Origin of the sequence: Actinosynnema sp. ALI-1.44, assembly GCF_001984155.1 — a bacterium.
In the GTDB taxonomy this organism is placed as follows: Bacteria; Actinomycetota; Actinomycetes; order Mycobacteriales; family Pseudonocardiaceae; genus Kibdelosporangium.
On record NZ_MTQO01000040.1, the window covers coordinates 1 to 15,629 of the forward strand.

Consider the following 15,629-nt stretch of genomic DNA (forward strand, 5'->3'; position numbering starts at 1 on the left):
GGATCTCATGTTTCCGGGTCTGGTGGCCACGCCGCAGCCCAGACCACGTGCGGGATCACCCGGGGGTGAAAGCGCGGGATCACCCGGGGGTGAAAGACAGACCCTCGCCGGGAGCAGACCTCTGAGCAGGAGGTCTTCGCGTCGTGTTCCTCCCGGCGCATGCTTTTTATGACCCGGGGTTTCAGGGCGCGGCCGCCTCCTGCCCGTCGACCTGCCCCAGGGAACCACGGTCTATCAAGAGGATCGGTTTGGCTGTCGCTGGGGCTCTTTTGGAGGCCGACCTCTTGACAGCCCGTGGTTGGCCTTCGCCCAGGCCGACGGGCAGGAGACACCCCCGAAGCACCACTCTGCGCTAGCGCGCGGGCCGCGAACCCCTGTGCTTGTGCACTACCGACCGAGGCTGGGCTGCGTTCGCCTGCTCGCCGACCAGGGCTGGGTTTGCGCGCGAGATGCAACCCTGCGCTTGCCCGCTCGTCGACCGGGGTTGCTTTGCGCTTGCTGCGACCGTTACGGGTTGCGGTAGCTGGCAGTGGTTGCGCTGTGCTCAGTAGGCCGCGATTTCCGCGACCACGGCGTTGGTAAGCCGGATCAGGTCGTTCGGAGCCAGCTCGACCTCCAGGCCACGCCGCCCTGCCGAGCAAAACAACGTAGTGAGCTCCGCCGCCGAGCTGTCCAGCACCGTCGGCAAACGCTTGCGCTGGCCCAGTGGGGAGATCCCTCCCGCGACGTAGCCGGTTGCCCGCTCCGCCGCGGCGACCTCGGCCATCTTGGCCTTCTTCCCTCCGACTGCCGCTGCGAGGGCTTTCAGGTCCAGCTGGGCCGTCACGGGCACGATGCCGACCGTCAGCGCGCCGTCCACATCGGCCAGCAGCGTCTTGAACACCCGTTCGGGTGCCAGTTCCAGCGCCTCGGCTGCCTCCAGCCCGTATGACGCCGCACGGGGGTCGTGCGGGTACGAGTGCAGTGTGTGCGGCACCTTCTGCTTCGCCAGCAGTGCTGTGCCCGGGGTCCCCTTGCCGGCCATGTGGTCCAGCTTACGGCCGGGAATGTCGGTGACCTTCACCGTGTTGACCAGGACGTGCTGACCGAGATGGCCCCGCAGAAGGCGACAAGCCGGCTGAACACGCGCCGCGTATCCTCGATGAAGTCGCGAGCGTCGACCGGGATCCGTACTGGTCGGTGGGAAGGGAGCGCGGTGCCGGGCACCGAAACCCAGGTGAACAACGAGCCGGAGAGCACGCAGGAGCGCGCTGCCCGGTTCGAGCGTGATGCCATGCCGTTGCTGGACCAGCTTTACTCGGCCGCGTTGCGGATGACACGCAACCCGAGCGACGCCGAGGACCTGGTGCAGGAGACCTACCTCAAGGCGTTCGCCGCCTTCGAGTCGTTCTCCGCCGGCACGAACCTCAAGGCGTGGCTCTACCGCATCCTGACCAACACGTACATCAACGGCTACCGCAAGCGGCAGCGGCAGCCGATCCAGCAGCCCACGGACGAGATCACCGACTGGCAGCTGGCCCAGGCCGAGAGCCACACGTCGAGCGGCCTGCGCTCGGCCGAGGTCGAGGCCATGGACAACCTGCCCGATGACGACGTCAAGCAGGCCTTGCAACGGCTGCCGGAGGAGTTCAGGCTGGCTGTCTACCTCGCCGACGTCGAGGGATTCGCTTACAAGGAGATCGCCGAGATCATGGGAACCCCGATCGGGACCGTGATGTCACGACTGCACCGCGGTCGCCGTCAGCTCCGCGACATGCTTGCCGACGTCGCCAAGGAGCGGGGTTTCGTGCGGGCGGAGGTGTCGGGATCGTGAGCTGCGGCGACCACCACGAGACGGACTGCTCGGAGGTACTGTCCGAGGTCTGGCTGTTCCTCGACGGAGAGTGCGACAAGGGCCGCAAGGAGCTGCTCAGGCAGCACCTCGAGGAGTGCAGCCCGTGCCTCGCCGAGTACGGCATCGACGAGCACCTCAAGGAGCTCCTCGCGAAGAAGTGTGGCGGTGACCACGCCCCCGAGGCTCTCAAGGAACGGCTTCGGGCCACGATCCGCAAGACCGTGGCCGAACAGGGCGGTGTGACCCTCGAGGTCACCCAGGCCCAGGTGGAGATCAGGAAGACCACATGAAAACGGCCCCGGGGACCGGGGCCGTTTCGCGCTTCAGCTGTTCGGGCGCTTGCCGTGGTTGGCGCCACCCTTTTTGCGGTCGCGACGCTTGCGTGCGCGCTTCGACATGCGAGTCTCCTACTGCAATTGTTGCTTTGTCAGCCCATTGTGACAGGTCAGCGGGAGCGGGTTGGACCGTGGTTGGATTGGCAGGGGAGAGGAGCGCCGTTGTCGACACTCGCTGACCTGCTGGCCGAGCACACCGGGTTGCCGGGAGCCGCCGTCGACCACCTGCAGAAGGTCGTCGCCGAATGGCAGTTGCTGTCCGACCTGTCCTTCGCGGACTTCCTGCTCTGGGTGCCGTACGTGGAGGACCACGAAGGCAGCGCGGCGGACCGGCTCGGTGGTGAGTTCGTCTGCGTCGCGCACGCCCGGCCCACCACAGCGCCGACCGCGCACCCGGAGGACATCGTCGGCACCTTCATCAAGGTGTCCGATCACCCCCAGTTACGCAGGGCCGTGGTCGAGCGGCGCGTGTGCCGTGAGGAGGACCCGCACTGGTACCTGGGCGTCCCCGTGCGCAGGGAGACCATCCCGGTGGTCTTCGACGGCGACGTGATCGGCGTGCTGTCCCGTGAGACGAACCTCGCTGTGCCGCGTGTGCCGTCGCCGCTGGAGATCGCGTACCTGGGCAGTGCGGGCGACCTGTGCCAGATGGTCGCGGACGGCACGTTCCCGAGCGTCGAGCCGACCGCGGACGTGCACACGAGCCCCCGCGTCGGTGACGGCCTGATCCGGCTGGACGCCAACGGAACGGTGATCTTCGCCAGCCCGAACGCGTTGTCGGCGTACCACCGGATGGGACACGCGGCCGATCTGGTCGGCGCGCGGCTGGCCCCGCTGACCCGCCAGCTGATCGCGGATCCGTTCGACGCCACCGAGATCGCCCAGCGCATGCTCGCCGCGATCGACGGCCAGCCCAGTATGCGCACCGAAGTCGAGGCGCGGCGCGGCGCGGTTGTGCTGTTCCGCGCGCTTCCGTTGCGTCCCATGGACACCCCGGCAGGCGCTCTGGTCCTCGTCCGTGATGTGACGGAAGTGAAGCGACGCGACCGCGCGCTGTTGTCCAAGGACGCGACCATCCGCGAGATCCACCACCGCGTGAAGAACAACCTGCAGACCGTCGCCGCGTTGCTGCGCCTGCAGTCCCGGCGCACCAACAGCGCGGAGGCCAAGGACGCGCTTGCCGAGTCCGTCCGCCGGGTCTCCGCGATCGCGATGGTGCACGAGACGCTGTCCATGTCCGTTGACGAGCGCGTCGACCTGGACACCTTGCTGGACAAGGTGATTCCGGTGGTCGGTGACGTCGCCGTGGCCGAGTCGCACGTGCAGGTCAAGCGCAGCGGGCAGTTCGGTGTGGTGTCCGCCGAGCTGGCGACGCCGCTGGTGATGGTCCTCGCCGAACTGGCCCAGAACGCCGTCGAACACGCGTACCCGGCCGGACAGGGCGGTGAGGTGACGATTTCGGCCAACCGCTCCGCCCGGTGGCTCGATGTCGCCATCTCCGACGACGGCAAAGGCTTGCCGCGCGGGTTCTCATTGGAACGAACGGACGGCCTCGGCCTGCAGATCGTCCGCACGCTCGTGGAATCCGAGCTGCGCGGCTCGCTGTCACTCCGGCGCAGGGAACCGCGCGGAACCGAAGCAGTGTTGCGAGTCCCCCTGTCCCACAGGCGTTGAAATGCTCGTGAGTGTGCAAGCCGGTTTGAACCGCTTGCACACTCACGAGCATTGAGTTGGGAAAACCCAAAGGCCCGATACCGAGGTTGTCGGTATCGGGCCTTTGGGCGCTTGGGATTGCGCGGGATAGCCAGAGCCTCAGGCGTTGCTGCGCGCCCGGGTGCGAGCGTTGCGCCGCTTGAGTGCGCGTCGCTCGTCTTCGCTCATCGCGCCCCACACGCCTGCGTCCTGGCCACTTTCGAGGGCCCAGGACAGGCACGAGGAGGACACGGGGCAGCGGGTGCAAACGGCCTTCGCCTCGGCGATCTGCAGGAGCGCAGGACCACTGTTCCCCACGGGGAAGAACAGCTCGGGGTCCTCGTCACGGCAGGCCGCGCGGTGGCGCCAGTCCATTTTCCTAGCTCCTTGCCAGGCGCGCTTCGGCGCGCCAGTCGTCGTCATATCGGTCGTTCGGGGTGCTTGTGAATGCTTTCACGAACTGGCCGGATGTCAAGGGGTCTTCTGTGGCCGGTGAGTGAACTCACCCAAAAGATCGACGGCGCGACGTATCCACCGGACCTACGGTGACCAGCGGTCACACGCCCGGTATCTCAAGTACCCAATCGGTCAGACGGCAACCACAAGTGCCGTCGGAACCGACCTGAACTCGACGTTCGTCAGCTCGCCGACGAGGTCGCCGTCCACTTGGAGCCGGACGGGTTCCTCGGCGGTGACCCTGATCAATCCAACGTCGTCGCGTCGCAAAACCTTCCCGCCTCGCTGATTTCCCCGTTTGGACACGGCCTGCCGCAGAGCGCGCAGCACTGTCGGCAGTCTTAGGGTGCTCAGCGAGTAGAGGCCCAAACCTCCGTCGAAGGTGCATTCCGCGTTCAGGTGAACGGGCCGACCGCCCAAGTAGGTCCACGGGTCGGTGTTGGAGACGAACGCCAGCTTGCCGCCCTGGTGCGGCCGTTCGCCGGGGATCTCGATCTGCAGCCGCGGCTGGCCGTGCGAAGGCCTGAGGTAGCAGGCCAAAGCGGCCCGCGCGTACAGGTACGGACTGGTTTGCTTGCCGCGCTTGCGATCCACCCATGCGACGACGTCGGCGTCCCAGCCGACTCCCGCGTTGAATGTGAAAAACCTGCTGCCGTCGTGCCACGAGACGTGGCCGAGTCCGACGGTCCTGGTCCGGTTGGCCTCGATCGCGGACAGCAGGATCCCGGTCGCTTCGACCGGATCCGTCGGCAGTCCGAGGGCGCGCGCGAAGACGTTCGCCGATCCACCCGGCACCACACCCAGCATCGGTGCGGCCGTGCCCGCGGTGAGCAGGCCGTTGACGACTTCGTTGACCGTTCCGTCGCCGCCGTGCGCGACGACCAGGTCGACACCCTCCTCAGCGGCCTTGGCGGCTGCTTTCATCGCGTGACCGCGGTAGTCGGTCTCGACGACGTCCAGCTTCACCTCGCTGGCCAGGGCGTGCGCCAGCACGTCCCGCCCGGCCGGCGTTGTCGCCGTCGCCTGTGGGTTAACTACCAGCACTGCACGCATGACCGCAGGGTAAAACAGTGCGTAGGCATCAGCGCCCAGCACGTGGCTCGGTGGAGGGGCGTGGGGTAACCCACCTGAGTCATCTGGTGGCTGCCAGTGATCGTGCTCCCTTCGTCCTGACACCGTTGTCGCGCTGTCGTGACGAGTGCACCCGGACGACCAATCCGCTCGACGACGACCTCGTGGAGATCATCGCTCGAATGCGTGCCGGATGGGACCGGCCGTCCGGGTGGCATACGATCGGTTACCACGTACCGACCGTCACAATCCCCTGCTACCAGGAAGTTTTCGTGACCACTGACACACCCGTGCCGGGCACGGTCAAGGCCGCCGGCCTGCTGGTCGGCATCGAGGGGCTCGCGGGCATCGCGTTCGCGGTCTTCCTGCTGATCGACGGCGGCTCGCTGCCGGGGGGCAACCTCTACGGCGAAGCGGGCTACTTCGTGGTGATCTTCGGCGGGGTGCTCGCCTGCGGCATCGGCCTGCTGCTCGGCAAGCGCTGGGCCCGCGGCCCGGCGACCGTCATCCAGATCCTGCTGCTGGGGGTGTCCTGGTACGCGATCGGACCGTCGGGGCAGCCCGCGTTCGGCATCCCCGGCGCGGTGGTCTGCATAGCGACGCTCGTGCTGCTTTTCCGCGCGCCGTCACGCATCTGGGCGGACGGGCACGGTGTTACAGGCGACGGCGAGAAGTAACACTCGCCACAAACCCGACTTTTGACGGGTGGATGGACTCACTCGAACGGGTGACCCTTGACGGGTCCCTGATTCCACCCTGCATGCGGCGGACGATCGCCGCGGAATCGAGTGAGCTAGATGAAGTTCGCGCGTTTTGGCATGGCCCTGGCCGGAGTGACCCTCTCCGTTCTGGGTGCCGTCGCACCGGCGGCCACCGCCGCACCGGCCGCGGCGCCCACCGACGTCGCCCCCATGATCATCGGTGGTGGCAACGCCTCCAACGCCCCGTGGGCGGCTCGGCTGTTCAGGAACGGCCAGCAGAACTGCACCGCCACGGTCATCGCCCCCAACTACGTGCTGACCGCGCAGCACTGCGTCGCCAGCAGCGGTACGTACACGTTCCGGATCGGCAGCCTGGACCAGACCAGCGGCGGCCAGATGCGCACGGCCGCGCAGATCACCCAGCACCCGTCGGCCGACCTGGCCATCGCCCGGCTGACGGAGCCCTACACCGGCACCTACTCGCCGCTGGGCACCACCAGCGACGTGCAGGTCGGCCAGTCTGTCCAGGTCTACGGCTGGGGCGCCACCTGCACCGGTCAGCCTGAGATCAACTGCCAGTCGCGGTACCTGAAGGTCGCCAACGTCACCGTCACGACGGTGAACGGCCGGGACTACCGCGGTGGCGTCGCCGTCTCCGCCCGCCGCGGCAACGGCATCACCGCCGGTGGCGACTCCGGTGGCCCGATGTTCGCCTCCGGCAAGCAGGTCGGCGTCGCCTCGACCAGTGACCGCCAGACCACCACCGCGTACACCAACATCACGCGGTACCGCCCCTGGATCCAGCAGATCGCCGGCGTCTGACGCCGTCGAGATCGCAGGCAAGCGGGCCCGGGAATCCCTGTCACGGGCCCGCTTCGTCCATTTTCGGAATGATCAGCCGAACGGGGAATCGCTTTACCGCGCCGCGTAGTCCATTGTGGAACGCATGTGTGAAGCGGTCGCCGCGTCGCCGAACTGCCAGCGACTGTTGGCAGGCGGCAAGCACATGTTGTTCGGCGTGAGCCTGTTCAACAGCTTCTTCAGCCCGGCGAGACTGCGCGAGCTGGCCGAATGGGCCCTCGTGCGCTTCGACTCCGTGCACTTCCTGGTCGCGGACAGGCCGAGCACGCACACGCTCGTCGCGATGGGGTACTCCCCGCAGCGCGCTGTTGCCAAGGTGTCGCAAGAAGCCCGGCTGGCGGCCAACCGAGTCCGGCGCGCGCTCGCCGAGGCCGGTGCGCCCGATCCGGACGCCCACCTGCTCGGCTGGAGCGACCTCGAGCAGAACCCGGGATATCTGCGGCTGCGAGACCTGGTGCAGACCGCGTTCGACGACGACGCGCGGTTCCGCGCGTCGTGCATGGAAATCTCGCGGGCCTACCTGACCCACCGCGGCGAATCGCCGACCGTGCAGCAGGTGATCACCGCGAGTTCGTACTTCCTCAACGAACTGCCGATCGGCATGGACACCCCGGCCATCCTCGGCGTCCCCGAGTCGCTGTGCGCCTACCACCGCGTGCTCGCGTTCGCCGACGTGTTGCAGACCGGCCCCGGCTGGCTGGCCCCCTCAGCCAACCAGGGCTACCTCATGGTCCGCCCTAGCGGCTGAGCGCGGCGCGGATCGGTTCGAGCGCGCCGATCGCCTCGTCCAGCGATTCCGCCTCTTCCCACAGGTCACGCCACTCGGACTCGTCGGACAGGATCCGGGTGATGGCGCGCAGCGCCAGTTCGGCGAACTCCTCCGGCAGGTCGACGCCGTCGCCGTCGGTGAGGAACTCCGGGCCGTACACCGAGTCCACATCCGGGCCGCCCGGCAGCTGCGACGCGACCACCGCGGCAGCCGCGATCGCGGCGCTGGCCTCCGGGACCTCCAGGTAGGCGTCGTTGTCCGCAGCGGCTTCCAGCGCCTCGCGGATCAGGTCCGGCCGCTCGCCGGGGGCCGCGTCGTTCAGGTCCCCGGCGAAGTCCGCCGCGTCGTCGTTGTCGAAAGCACCCGTGCCCCAGGCACCCATCGGTTTGCTCCTCGCATGGTCCAGATCGTGCGCGGCAAACCTACTGGCGGGGTGTCAGACGTCCAACGGCGGCACGTTCAACCGGTTGACCCTCGGCTCGCCCCGCTCGTGGTCCAGCACGGCCGTACCGGCCGGGCCGAGTCCGAAGTGGACGCCGCTGGTGACCGGCATGCCGAGCCAGCGCGCGATCAGCACGCGGCTGAAGTGCCCGTGTCCCACCAGGACCACGTCACCGCAGGGGAGCAGTTCCCGCACCCTGGCGAGCAGCGCATCCGCCCGGTCGCTGACCTGGTCGGCCCCCTCGCCGCCGCGCGAGGGGTGCGTCCAGACGGTCCAACCGGGTACTTCTTCGCGGATCTGGGCGGTGGTCATGCCTTCGTAGTCGCCGTAGTCCCATTCGGCGAGCTCTTCGACTTTCTCGTCCACGGTGAAGCCCGCGAGTTCGGCGGTCCGCACCGCGCGCTGCCGCGGGCTGGTGAACACCCGGTACGGCGGAACGGCGCTGCCCCGCAGCGTGCTCATCACCAATCCGGCGCGCCGCGCCTGCTGCTCACCGTTCTCGGTCAGCGGGATATCGGTGACACCGGTGTGCTGGCCGCTGTTCGACCACTGGGTTTCGCCGTGACGGAGGATATACACCGCAGCGGCGGATTCGACTGGTTCGACTGCCACTCGGCGATGGTAAAAGCGCCGTTGGTCAGGCGTTGGTAGTTTGGGATGTGAGCTGCGTCGTACTCCTTGCAAAACGGTTGTCCGGTAAGACCTTGTGTGATCGCAGGTGCCTGCGGCGGCTCACTGCGGTGAGAAACGCCCATACCAGGTGCAACAGCATGATTCGGGGTTCCCGTCACGGGCGGTCTTGAACCTCGCGCATGTCACTTGACTGGTATAGACCAATTGCGCTTGAGTGGCCCGTGTCACGTCGCCATTCCTTATCCGCTCCAGGAGTCAACCGTGTTGGTGCGCCGCCTCGCCATAACAGGGGCAGTGTGCTCGGTCATCGCCGTGACAGTAGTTGTCGTTTCGTCAATTGCAACGCCCGCACCGCCGGTGGACACGCCGGGTTTCGCCGTGACCGAAGCGCAGTTCGACGAGATGTTCCCCGGCCGGAATTCGTTCTACACCTACGCCGGTCTGATCACGGCGACCGGTGCGTACCCGGGATTCGCCACCACGGGCGGTGACGAGGCGCGAAAGCGGGAAGCGGCGGCCTTCCTCGCCAACGTGCACCACGAAACCGGTGGCCTCGTGCACGTCGTGGAATCCGACCGGGCGAACCACTCGCGCTACTGCGACGCCACCAAGCCGTACGGCTGCCCGGCAGGTCAGGCGGCGTACCACGGCCGTGGCCCAATCCAGCTGAGCTGGAACTTCAACTACAAGGCGGCGGGCGACGCGCTGGGGCTGCCGCTGCTGGCCGAACCGTGGCGGGTGCAGAACGACGCGGCGGTCGCGTGGAAAACCGGCCTCTGGTACTGGAACACCCAGACCGGCCCGGCAACCACCACGCCGCACGACGCGATGACGACCGGCGCGGGCTTCGGCGAGACGATCAGGAGCATCAACGGAAAGCTGGAGTGCGACGGCGCAAACCCGGATCAGGTCCAGAGCCGCGTGGACGCCTACCACAGGTTCACCGCCATCCTGGGCGTCCCGCCGGGCGTCAATCTCACCTGCTGAAGACACGGACGTGGGCGATGCCTGGCGTCGCTCGCAAGCAGAGGGTGGCGCCCATCGAGGGGGTGGGCGCCACCCTCGCCGTGCGTCACTCGGCAGGATGGTTCTATGACTGCGTTGCCGACACTGTCCGTCACCGAACTCACGACAGAACGCCTTCTGCTGCGTCCCGTGAGCGCAGCCGACCGGGAAGGGCTCGTCGAACTCTTCACCGACCCCGAGGTGCGGGCGTACCTCGGTGGCCCAAGACCGAGGGCGGCCGTGGAACAGATGCTCGACCACCTCGAAACCGCACACGTACCCGGCAGCTACGTCATCGCCGACCGCGACACGAACGAGGTCCTCGGCGGCCTCTGGCTCAACCGCCGCTCACCGGACGTGCCGGGACACGTCACCGACGACGGGAACGAACTGGAGTTGTCCTATGCGCTGCGCCGCAACGCGTGGGGCAAAGGCGTCGCTTTCGAAGCCGCGACAGCGATCTTGCGCGCGGCGGCACACGAGTTGCCCGACCAGTCCGTGATCGTGGTGACGCAGACGGCCAACACGCGGTCCATGAAGCTCGTCGAACGCCTCGGTTTCCGCGTCGTGGAGACGTTCGAGCAGTTCGACGCCGAACAGGCCCTCGGAACGGCGACGCTGTTCTCGTTCCGGGGCTGACCGAACGGCGGGGGAAACGAGCTCAGCCCTGCTTGGTCTCCCAGAAGATCTTGTCAATCTGGTCGCTTCAAGGCTGTTACCTGCGGTTACTTGATATCAGGTGAGGCCGTCTCCGGGCCGTAGGCCGTCCGTGACACAGATGCTTCGCGATCAGTTCATCACACGCCCCGCCGTGTGTTTTCGAGAGTGTCGATTCAGGAATCAGGAAGCTGCGACTTCGCACCCTCCTCATCCTGCTTACCGCGAGTCGGACGAGGCTGCCACGCTTTGTCCCAGGTGTCCCGCAGCACAGCCTGTTTCGGGTCAGGCACCTTGTAGAGGTCGAGCATCATGCCAAGCTCGTCCGGCCAGGGCAGCTGTCCCTGCTCGATCCGATGAACCTTGCTCGCCGACCCACCGAGCTGTTCACCGACCTGCTCCTGCGACAGTCCAGTGTTCTCGCGTAGTTGGCGAAGCTGCCTGGCCAGCACCAGACCATCCGCATTCGGCTTGAACGGCCCCTTCATACCAACCTCCATAGATACGTATCCAGATCGCGGAGCTGCGAGCCCAGCTCGTCATGGAGCTCCGCCAGTGACTCGATCACCGCCGCTTGGCACCGCATCCGCAGCACCTGGTCGAACGCCGTGGCCGAACCGGCCTCGTCGTAGCCAGCCAGAGCACTTGCGACGACCGCGAACAACGCAGCCTGAGCCCGCAGTGCGGCCACAACCTCTTCAGGCGACGCGTCCGGCTCCGGGATCTGCCATGCCACGTCCATGACGATCACGTCTCTCCCGGCCGTTGGGTTGCTGCTTCGAGCGCCGTTTGACCGGACAGGATCGCTTCGACGAACAGGTCGATCGCTGTCCCCGGTCACGCATGCTCGTCGCCCGCTCGCTTACGCGGCCGGTTTCTGTTGACCCGGCGCGCTTTGGCGCCAACGGGAGTCTTCAAAGGTCGACGCCGAGGACGAACGCCCCGAAGTCTGCGGCGAACCTGGTTGGAATGATCGGCATCTCGTCTCCCAGTGTGGTCTTGACCTTCACGGCCTGCTGACGAGATACAGAATCGTCCGAAATGGAGGACGCAAGCACCGCACGACGGGACACCTTGGGACGTCCCGTGATACCTTAAAGACGTCCCCAGTGTCCCCGGAGTGGGAAGATGTCGAACGAGCGGCTACGAGATGCATTGTTGCGCAACGGCTTGACGCCTGCACAGGCAGCCAACGCCATCGGAGTCGACCCGAAGACCGTCGAGCGCTGGATCACCAAGGGCCGGTCCCCGTACCAGCGGCACAGGCACGCCATCGCCGCTATGGTTCGCGAGACCGAGAACTACCTGTGGCCCGATGCCGTCACGCCGGAACGCAAGGCGGAAGTCGCGGACTCGGAAGTCGTCCAGGTCTTCCCCCACCGCAACTCGATCCCGATCGAGCTCTGGGACCGGTTGATCAACAACGCCTCCGCACAGGTGGACATCCTCGTCCACGCCGCGATGTTCCTGGTTGAACGCCCCAAGTTCGTCAAGAGCCTGGCCCAGAAAGCAGCCAAAGGCGCGCGCATCCGGCTGGCCTTCGGCGACCCCGACAGCCCAGAAATTGCCCTGCGCAGCGAAGAAGAAGACCTGGGCGAAGGCATCTTGGGCGCGAAGATCCGCAACGTCCTGGCAGCTTACCGGCCGTTGCGCGAGGTCGAAGGCGTGAAGATCCGCTTCCACCGCACCACGCTGTACAACTCGATCTTCCGCTTCGACGACGAAATGATCATCAACACCCACGTGTACGGCATCCAGGGAGCACACGCCCCGTCCCTGCACCTGCGCCGTCTCTCTGCGGGCGACCTGTTCGAGACCTACGCTGAAAGCTTCGACACCGTCTGGCACAAGTCAGCAAAAGCGACGTTCTAGGGAGCCTCATGGCACGCGTGGACTACTTCCACGACCCCGACGCACCGCAACCGAACAGCATCGCCGTAGCCGTCAGCGCCTTCGTCCTCGACAACGACGGCCGCCTGCTGATGATCCGCCGCACCGACAACGACCTGTACTCCATCCCGGGCGGCCAGCTCGAGCTCGGCGAAACCCTCACCCAGACCGCAGTCCGCGAGTTCATCGAGGAAACCGGCATCGAGATCCAGGTCACCGGCCTGGTCGGCATCTACTCCAACCCAGACCACGTCATCGCCTACGACGACGGCGAAGTCCGCCAGGAATTCTCCATCTGCTTCCGCGGCCGACCAATCGGCGGCGACCTGCACACCAGCAACGAAAGCAAAGAAGCCGCCTGGATCGAACAGCCGATGCTGGCGGAACTCACCATCCACCCGTCGATCCGGCTACGCATCCAGCACGGCTTCGACAACCGCTCCGAGCCCTTCTACACCTAGGCCAGCTCGTCGGCCTGGACGACCGTGCAGCCGCTCAATCCCCGCAGCAAGCTGGACGCCAAGGTCCACCTGATGCGCCGATCATCGAAGCTCATGACGTCCTCGTCAGTCGGCACCGGCAGCAGGCCACCAGGCTTGTGGACCCGACCACGGACACCAACGACAGGGCACTCACGGACCCGAACGACAATCGAGCTACTGCGCAAGGCCGGGCATAGCCTGGTCGCCAACCCCACACACGGCACGCACGCGGGTGGCTCGTCCACCGCCATCTTCTCCGGCCAGTCGTCCCATTCGTCCCGGTGATCCGTCAGCAGCCACAACACACCGTCGCCATTCCGGTCCGCAGGCCCAGCGCAGATCTGGCACAGCAACCTGCTCATCGCCCGCCGTTGCCGCAGTGAGTGCACCGCTCCGAACATCGGCCGCCCATGCCGTGGCCGAGACGCCAACCGAGGCCACAAGACACCCCGCTGATCCCGATCACCTACGACCTCATCCACGTACCCGATGCCACCGCGGCTTCGCACCACCAGCGCAGACGACAGGTCCTGTTCCTCGCTCCACCTGGCCACGTAGGGAACCGTCACCTGATCCCACAGGCTCTCAGATGGCCTTGCTCCTGCGGCTTCGCTCCGAGCCGAACTGGTCGACATCCGTAGGTGCCCCTCTTGGTCTTGTTTGTCCGTACCGGACCGTCGACCAGGAGGATCGTCACCCCACGAAGGACGCGAGCACCTCACAACGGGACACCTTTAGACGTCACGTCCTCCTAGACGTCCCACCGGCTAGACAGAGTGATGCGCGTCAGCAATTTCGTTTCCTACGCAGAAGACCTCGGCGTCATGAGACAGCGGTATTCAACACGGATACCTATCATTCAAGGACCCAATGTACTAGGAAACGGAATCCACCGCTTTGACGATCTTCTCAATGGTGCTCACGGCTGTTAGTGCATCTGCATCCGTCATTGCAGTAACGTGGCCCGGGTTCAGCGGGTCAGCGTCGCAGCTATGTACAATTTGGTTACGTCTCCTAACTATCAACTTGAGAGAGGTGCAAACGTTGCCTGCTGTGACGCCAAAAGCGGACGACCATAGACGGTTTACGCCGACCATAGCGAACGCCTTGGCTACGTCATCTGGCTGCTGAAAGGTTTCCCTGCCCAGTCGCTCTGCTATGTGCGCACGCGCGCTAAGTTCAAGATCTGTAGGACTACTCGCGCGTACGATATCGCTTATAGCCCCGAAATGTAGACCCAGTTGCGTGCGACTGCCAGCGGAGCGTCGTCCTGTCAGTATCTCGACGCCATAGTCGAGAACCATTCCGTGAACATAGGAATCTAATGCTGCGACAGCCTGAACTAGTGCTGCGCGATACATGTCAGTCGCGTCAACTCTGCCGTATGTCATCCCTGCTAGAGACTGTCCCAATCCAACAAGCTCTCTTGCTCGGCCGATGTTAACGTCAAACTGCTGCAAGCGCAGAACTGACATGGGTCCTACTTGTCTATTAGAGTCAAATTGATGACCTTGTCGGCAAGTTCTTCAAAGGTCTTGCGAAAGTTGTTAATGTTCGCCTCGGTGTTCCCCCACAACCGCCCCTGTCTGCCGACGTCTGATTGTGTCAGCGTGAACACCGGCTTTCGAAGCTGCTGAGAATGTGCAATAAGGGTGTTGAAGTCCGATATCTGTGCAAGCAAGTAATGACTATCCATTCCTGCTTCGACATACTGCTCTCTACTGAGCATCAAGTCGGCTTTGGAAAAAGCGGGAATGAGTGTCTGCTCCACGGCATCATTGAGTTTGTCAAAGTATCGCTGGAACGCACGGGTTGGTTGACCACTTTTCAGTCTAAAACGTTGAACAACAACTCCAAGAAATTTCAAGTTCGGCTCAGGGAAAGGGTAATCGGCGTCAGAAAGAGCTTCCAGCTTGACCGCTCGATTTGCCCAACTCGTCCATCGTGGCACCACCCTGGAGAGTGAATCGATAGCCATTACGGAAAAAACATCTGGGCTACACGGGACGAGGAAGTAATCGGCCGTAGCCACCAAGTTCTGATTAATCGAACCCAAGCCTGGACTGAGGTCGATCAGCACAATATCGGCATCGTAGCGTTTTGCAGTAATTTCTAGCAGGTGTGCAAAACTTCCGGGAAGGTTTCGCAATCCCTGAAGGGACTCTGACAGCTGTTGAGCAATTCCCAGGGAAGTCTCGTCCTCTGACAACGATACATGGCCGGGAATCAAGAAAAGTCCAGGCCTTGTTGAAACGTCGACACAGTCGACTGCCTGAAGTGGGACAGGGCGAGATTTAAATGCTGGCTCTAGTGCATCTTTTAGGTTCCGTCCTGGATTGCTTCGATAGAAGTTTTCTAGAGCGTCCTCTCCGCTTAGATCCAGAACCATACCAGTTAGATTGCATTGCGGGTCGGCATCCACCATCACCACGCGTTTGCCCTTTTCTGCCAACATCCAGCCTAGATTAAAGCACGTGGTTGTCTTGCTGACGCCGCCTTTGTTGTTAAACAAAGCAATCTTAGTTGCCACTGGGCGAGCCCTTCTGCATAAAGACTGAACGCATCACGATACACCACGTGGTGGCGATATCAACTTTCGACGTATCGATTTAAGTCAACGTTCGGTCACATTTGCGCATCCAGCAGTTGTAGGAAGTGTGCTGCCGAATTCAGCTCTATGGGATCAAGGCGCGCCGCCGTCGGCGGCGCACGTCACGCTTGGCGGCACGGGTCAATCCATCCCGACACGAGCGGGCTCCCGCTTCGCTACGCCCGCTCGGCCGATCGGCTGGCCCCGAGCC

General features: G+C 64.8%; 20 protein-coding genes. 10 read left to right on the forward strand and 10 right to left on the reverse strand.

Going from position 1 to position 15,629, the window contains the following annotated elements; all coding sequences use genetic code 11:
* Positions 1-544: 544 nt before the first annotated feature.
* The gene (gene ybaK, locus ALI144C_RS14070) at positions 545-1,024 is read right to left on the reverse strand and encodes a Cys-tRNA(Pro) deacylase (protein WP_076987726.1); all 480 of its coding nucleotides are present in this window, start codon (positions 1,022-1,024) and stop codon (positions 545-547) included.
* Positions 1,025-1,195: 171 nt separating this feature from the next.
* On the opposite strand from ybaK, the gene ALI144C_RS14075 reads away from it, so the two are divergent.
* Positions 1,196-1,813 (forward strand): sigma-70 family RNA polymerase sigma factor, encoded by a 618-nt coding sequence (locus ALI144C_RS14075; RefSeq protein WP_076987727.1) that lies wholly within the window; start codon positions 1,196-1,198, stop codon positions 1,811-1,813.
* Positions 1,810-2,124, forward strand: a complete 315-nt coding sequence (gene rsrA, locus ALI144C_RS14080; protein WP_076987547.1) for a mycothiol system anti-sigma-R factor — start codon at positions 1,810-1,812, stop codon at positions 2,122-2,124. Before ALI144C_RS14075 ends, rsrA begins: the two co-directional genes overlap by 4 nt.
* Before the next feature lie 33 nt (positions 2,125-2,157).
* Here rsrA and ALI144C_RS59015 read toward each other — a convergent pair whose 3' ends face one another.
* The gene (locus ALI144C_RS59015; RefSeq protein ID WP_370591786.1) at positions 2,158-2,232 is read right to left on the reverse strand and encodes a 50S ribosomal protein bL37; all 75 of its coding nucleotides are present in this window, start codon (positions 2,230-2,232) and stop codon (positions 2,158-2,160) included.
* Between the two features lie 99 nt (positions 2,233-2,331).
* Here ALI144C_RS59015 and ALI144C_RS14085 point away from each other — a divergent pair, with 99 nt between their 5' ends.
* Positions 2,332-3,843: a sensor histidine kinase gene (locus ALI144C_RS14085; protein WP_076987548.1), complete on the forward strand. Its 1,512-nt coding sequence runs from the start codon at positions 2,332-2,334 to the stop codon at positions 3,841-3,843.
* Between the two features lie 138 nt (positions 3,844-3,981).
* On the opposite strand, the gene ALI144C_RS14090 is transcribed toward ALI144C_RS14085, so the two are convergent.
* Complete coding sequence (locus tag ALI144C_RS14090; protein ID WP_042196559.1) at positions 3,982-4,236, reverse strand: WhiB family transcriptional regulator; 255 nt, start codon at positions 4,234-4,236, stop codon at positions 3,982-3,984.
* A 213-nt stretch (positions 4,237-4,449) separates the two neighbouring features.
* Positions 4,450-5,370 carry a diacylglycerol/lipid kinase family protein gene (locus ALI144C_RS14095; RefSeq protein ID WP_076987728.1) on the reverse strand — a complete coding sequence of 307 codons (921 nt, stop codon included), beginning with the start codon at positions 5,368-5,370 and terminating at the stop codon, positions 4,450-4,452.
* A gap of 290 nt (positions 5,371-5,660) precedes the next feature.
* Here ALI144C_RS14095 and ALI144C_RS14100 point away from each other — a divergent pair, with 290 nt between their 5' ends.
* The 3 genes from ALI144C_RS14100 to ALI144C_RS14110 all read left to right on the forward strand — a co-directional run bounded on the left by ALI144C_RS14100 (position 5,661) and on the right by ALI144C_RS14110 (position 7,698).
* Complete coding sequence (locus tag ALI144C_RS14100; protein ID WP_083753040.1) at positions 5,661-6,065, forward strand: hypothetical protein; 405 nt, start codon at positions 5,661-5,663, stop codon at positions 6,063-6,065.
* 120 nt (positions 6,066-6,185) lie between these two features.
* Entirely contained in the window at positions 6,186-6,911 is a 726-nt protein-coding gene (locus ALI144C_RS14105) for a S1 family peptidase (RefSeq protein WP_076987549.1), read from the forward strand.
* Between the two features lie 124 nt (positions 6,912-7,035).
* Positions 7,036-7,698 (forward strand): tRNA-dependent cyclodipeptide synthase, encoded by a 663-nt coding sequence (locus ALI144C_RS14110; protein WP_076987550.1) that lies wholly within the window; start codon positions 7,036-7,038, stop codon positions 7,696-7,698.
* On the opposite strand, the gene ALI144C_RS14115 is transcribed toward ALI144C_RS14110, so the two are convergent.
* Both ALI144C_RS14115 and ALI144C_RS14120 read right to left on the reverse strand, forming a co-directional pair.
* The gene (locus tag ALI144C_RS14115; protein WP_076987551.1) at positions 7,688-8,101 is read right to left on the reverse strand and encodes a DUF4259 domain-containing protein; all 414 of its coding nucleotides are present in this window, start codon (positions 8,099-8,101) and stop codon (positions 7,688-7,690) included. The two genes, ALI144C_RS14110 and ALI144C_RS14115, sit on opposite strands and share 11 nt — an antisense overlap.
* A gap of 54 nt (positions 8,102-8,155) precedes the next feature.
* Positions 8,156-8,773: a histidine phosphatase family protein gene (locus ALI144C_RS14120; RefSeq protein WP_237774132.1), complete on the reverse strand. Its 618-nt coding sequence runs from the start codon at positions 8,771-8,773 to the stop codon at positions 8,156-8,158.
* 399 nt (positions 8,774-9,172) lie between these two features.
* On the opposite strand from ALI144C_RS14120, the gene ALI144C_RS14125 reads away from it, so the two are divergent.
* Both ALI144C_RS14125 and ALI144C_RS14130 read left to right on the forward strand, forming a co-directional pair.
* A complete protein-coding gene (locus tag ALI144C_RS14125; protein WP_237774133.1) occupies positions 9,173-9,781 on the forward strand; it encodes a chitinase in 609 nt (202 codons plus the stop codon).
* A gap of 105 nt (positions 9,782-9,886) precedes the next feature.
* Entirely contained in the window at positions 9,887-10,438 is a 552-nt protein-coding gene (locus ALI144C_RS14130; RefSeq protein WP_076987553.1) for a GNAT family N-acetyltransferase, read from the forward strand.
* 194 nt (positions 10,439-10,632) lie between these two features.
* Here the strand turns inward: ALI144C_RS14130 and ALI144C_RS14135 are convergent, their stop codons facing one another.
* Both ALI144C_RS14135 and ALI144C_RS14140 read right to left on the reverse strand, forming a co-directional pair.
* Entirely contained in the window at positions 10,633-10,944 is a 312-nt protein-coding gene (locus ALI144C_RS14135) for a helix-turn-helix domain-containing protein (protein ID WP_076987554.1), read from the reverse strand.
* Positions 10,941-11,207, reverse strand: a complete 267-nt coding sequence (locus ALI144C_RS14140; RefSeq protein ID WP_076987555.1) for a hypothetical protein — start codon at positions 11,205-11,207, stop codon at positions 10,941-10,943. Before ALI144C_RS14140 ends, ALI144C_RS14135 begins: the two co-directional genes overlap by 4 nt.
* Positions 11,208-11,584: 377 nt before the next feature.
* On the opposite strand from ALI144C_RS14140, the gene ALI144C_RS14145 reads away from it, so the two are divergent.
* Together ALI144C_RS14145 and ALI144C_RS14150 are read left to right on the forward strand one after the other, a co-directional pair.
* Entirely contained in the window at positions 11,585-12,328 is a 744-nt protein-coding gene (locus ALI144C_RS14145; RefSeq protein ID WP_076987556.1) for a DUF5919 domain-containing protein, read from the forward strand.
* 8 nt (positions 12,329-12,336) lie between these two features.
* Positions 12,337-12,807 carry an NUDIX hydrolase gene (locus ALI144C_RS14150; protein WP_076987557.1) on the forward strand — a complete coding sequence of 157 codons (471 nt, stop codon included), beginning with the start codon at positions 12,337-12,339 and terminating at the stop codon, positions 12,805-12,807.
* Here ALI144C_RS14150 and ALI144C_RS14155 read toward each other — a convergent pair.
* Both ALI144C_RS14155 and ALI144C_RS14160 read right to left on the reverse strand, forming a co-directional pair.
* Positions 12,804-13,229 (reverse strand): hypothetical protein, encoded by a 426-nt coding sequence (locus ALI144C_RS14155; protein WP_202818945.1) that lies wholly within the window; start codon positions 13,227-13,229, stop codon positions 12,804-12,806. The genes ALI144C_RS14150 and ALI144C_RS14155 overlap by 4 nt on opposite strands.
* 1,079 nt (positions 13,230-14,308) lie before the next feature.
* Positions 14,309-15,358, reverse strand: a complete 1,050-nt coding sequence (locus ALI144C_RS14160) for a ParA family protein (protein ID WP_076987558.1) — start codon at positions 15,356-15,358, stop codon at positions 14,309-14,311.
* Between the last annotated feature and the right edge of the window lie 271 nt (positions 15,359-15,629).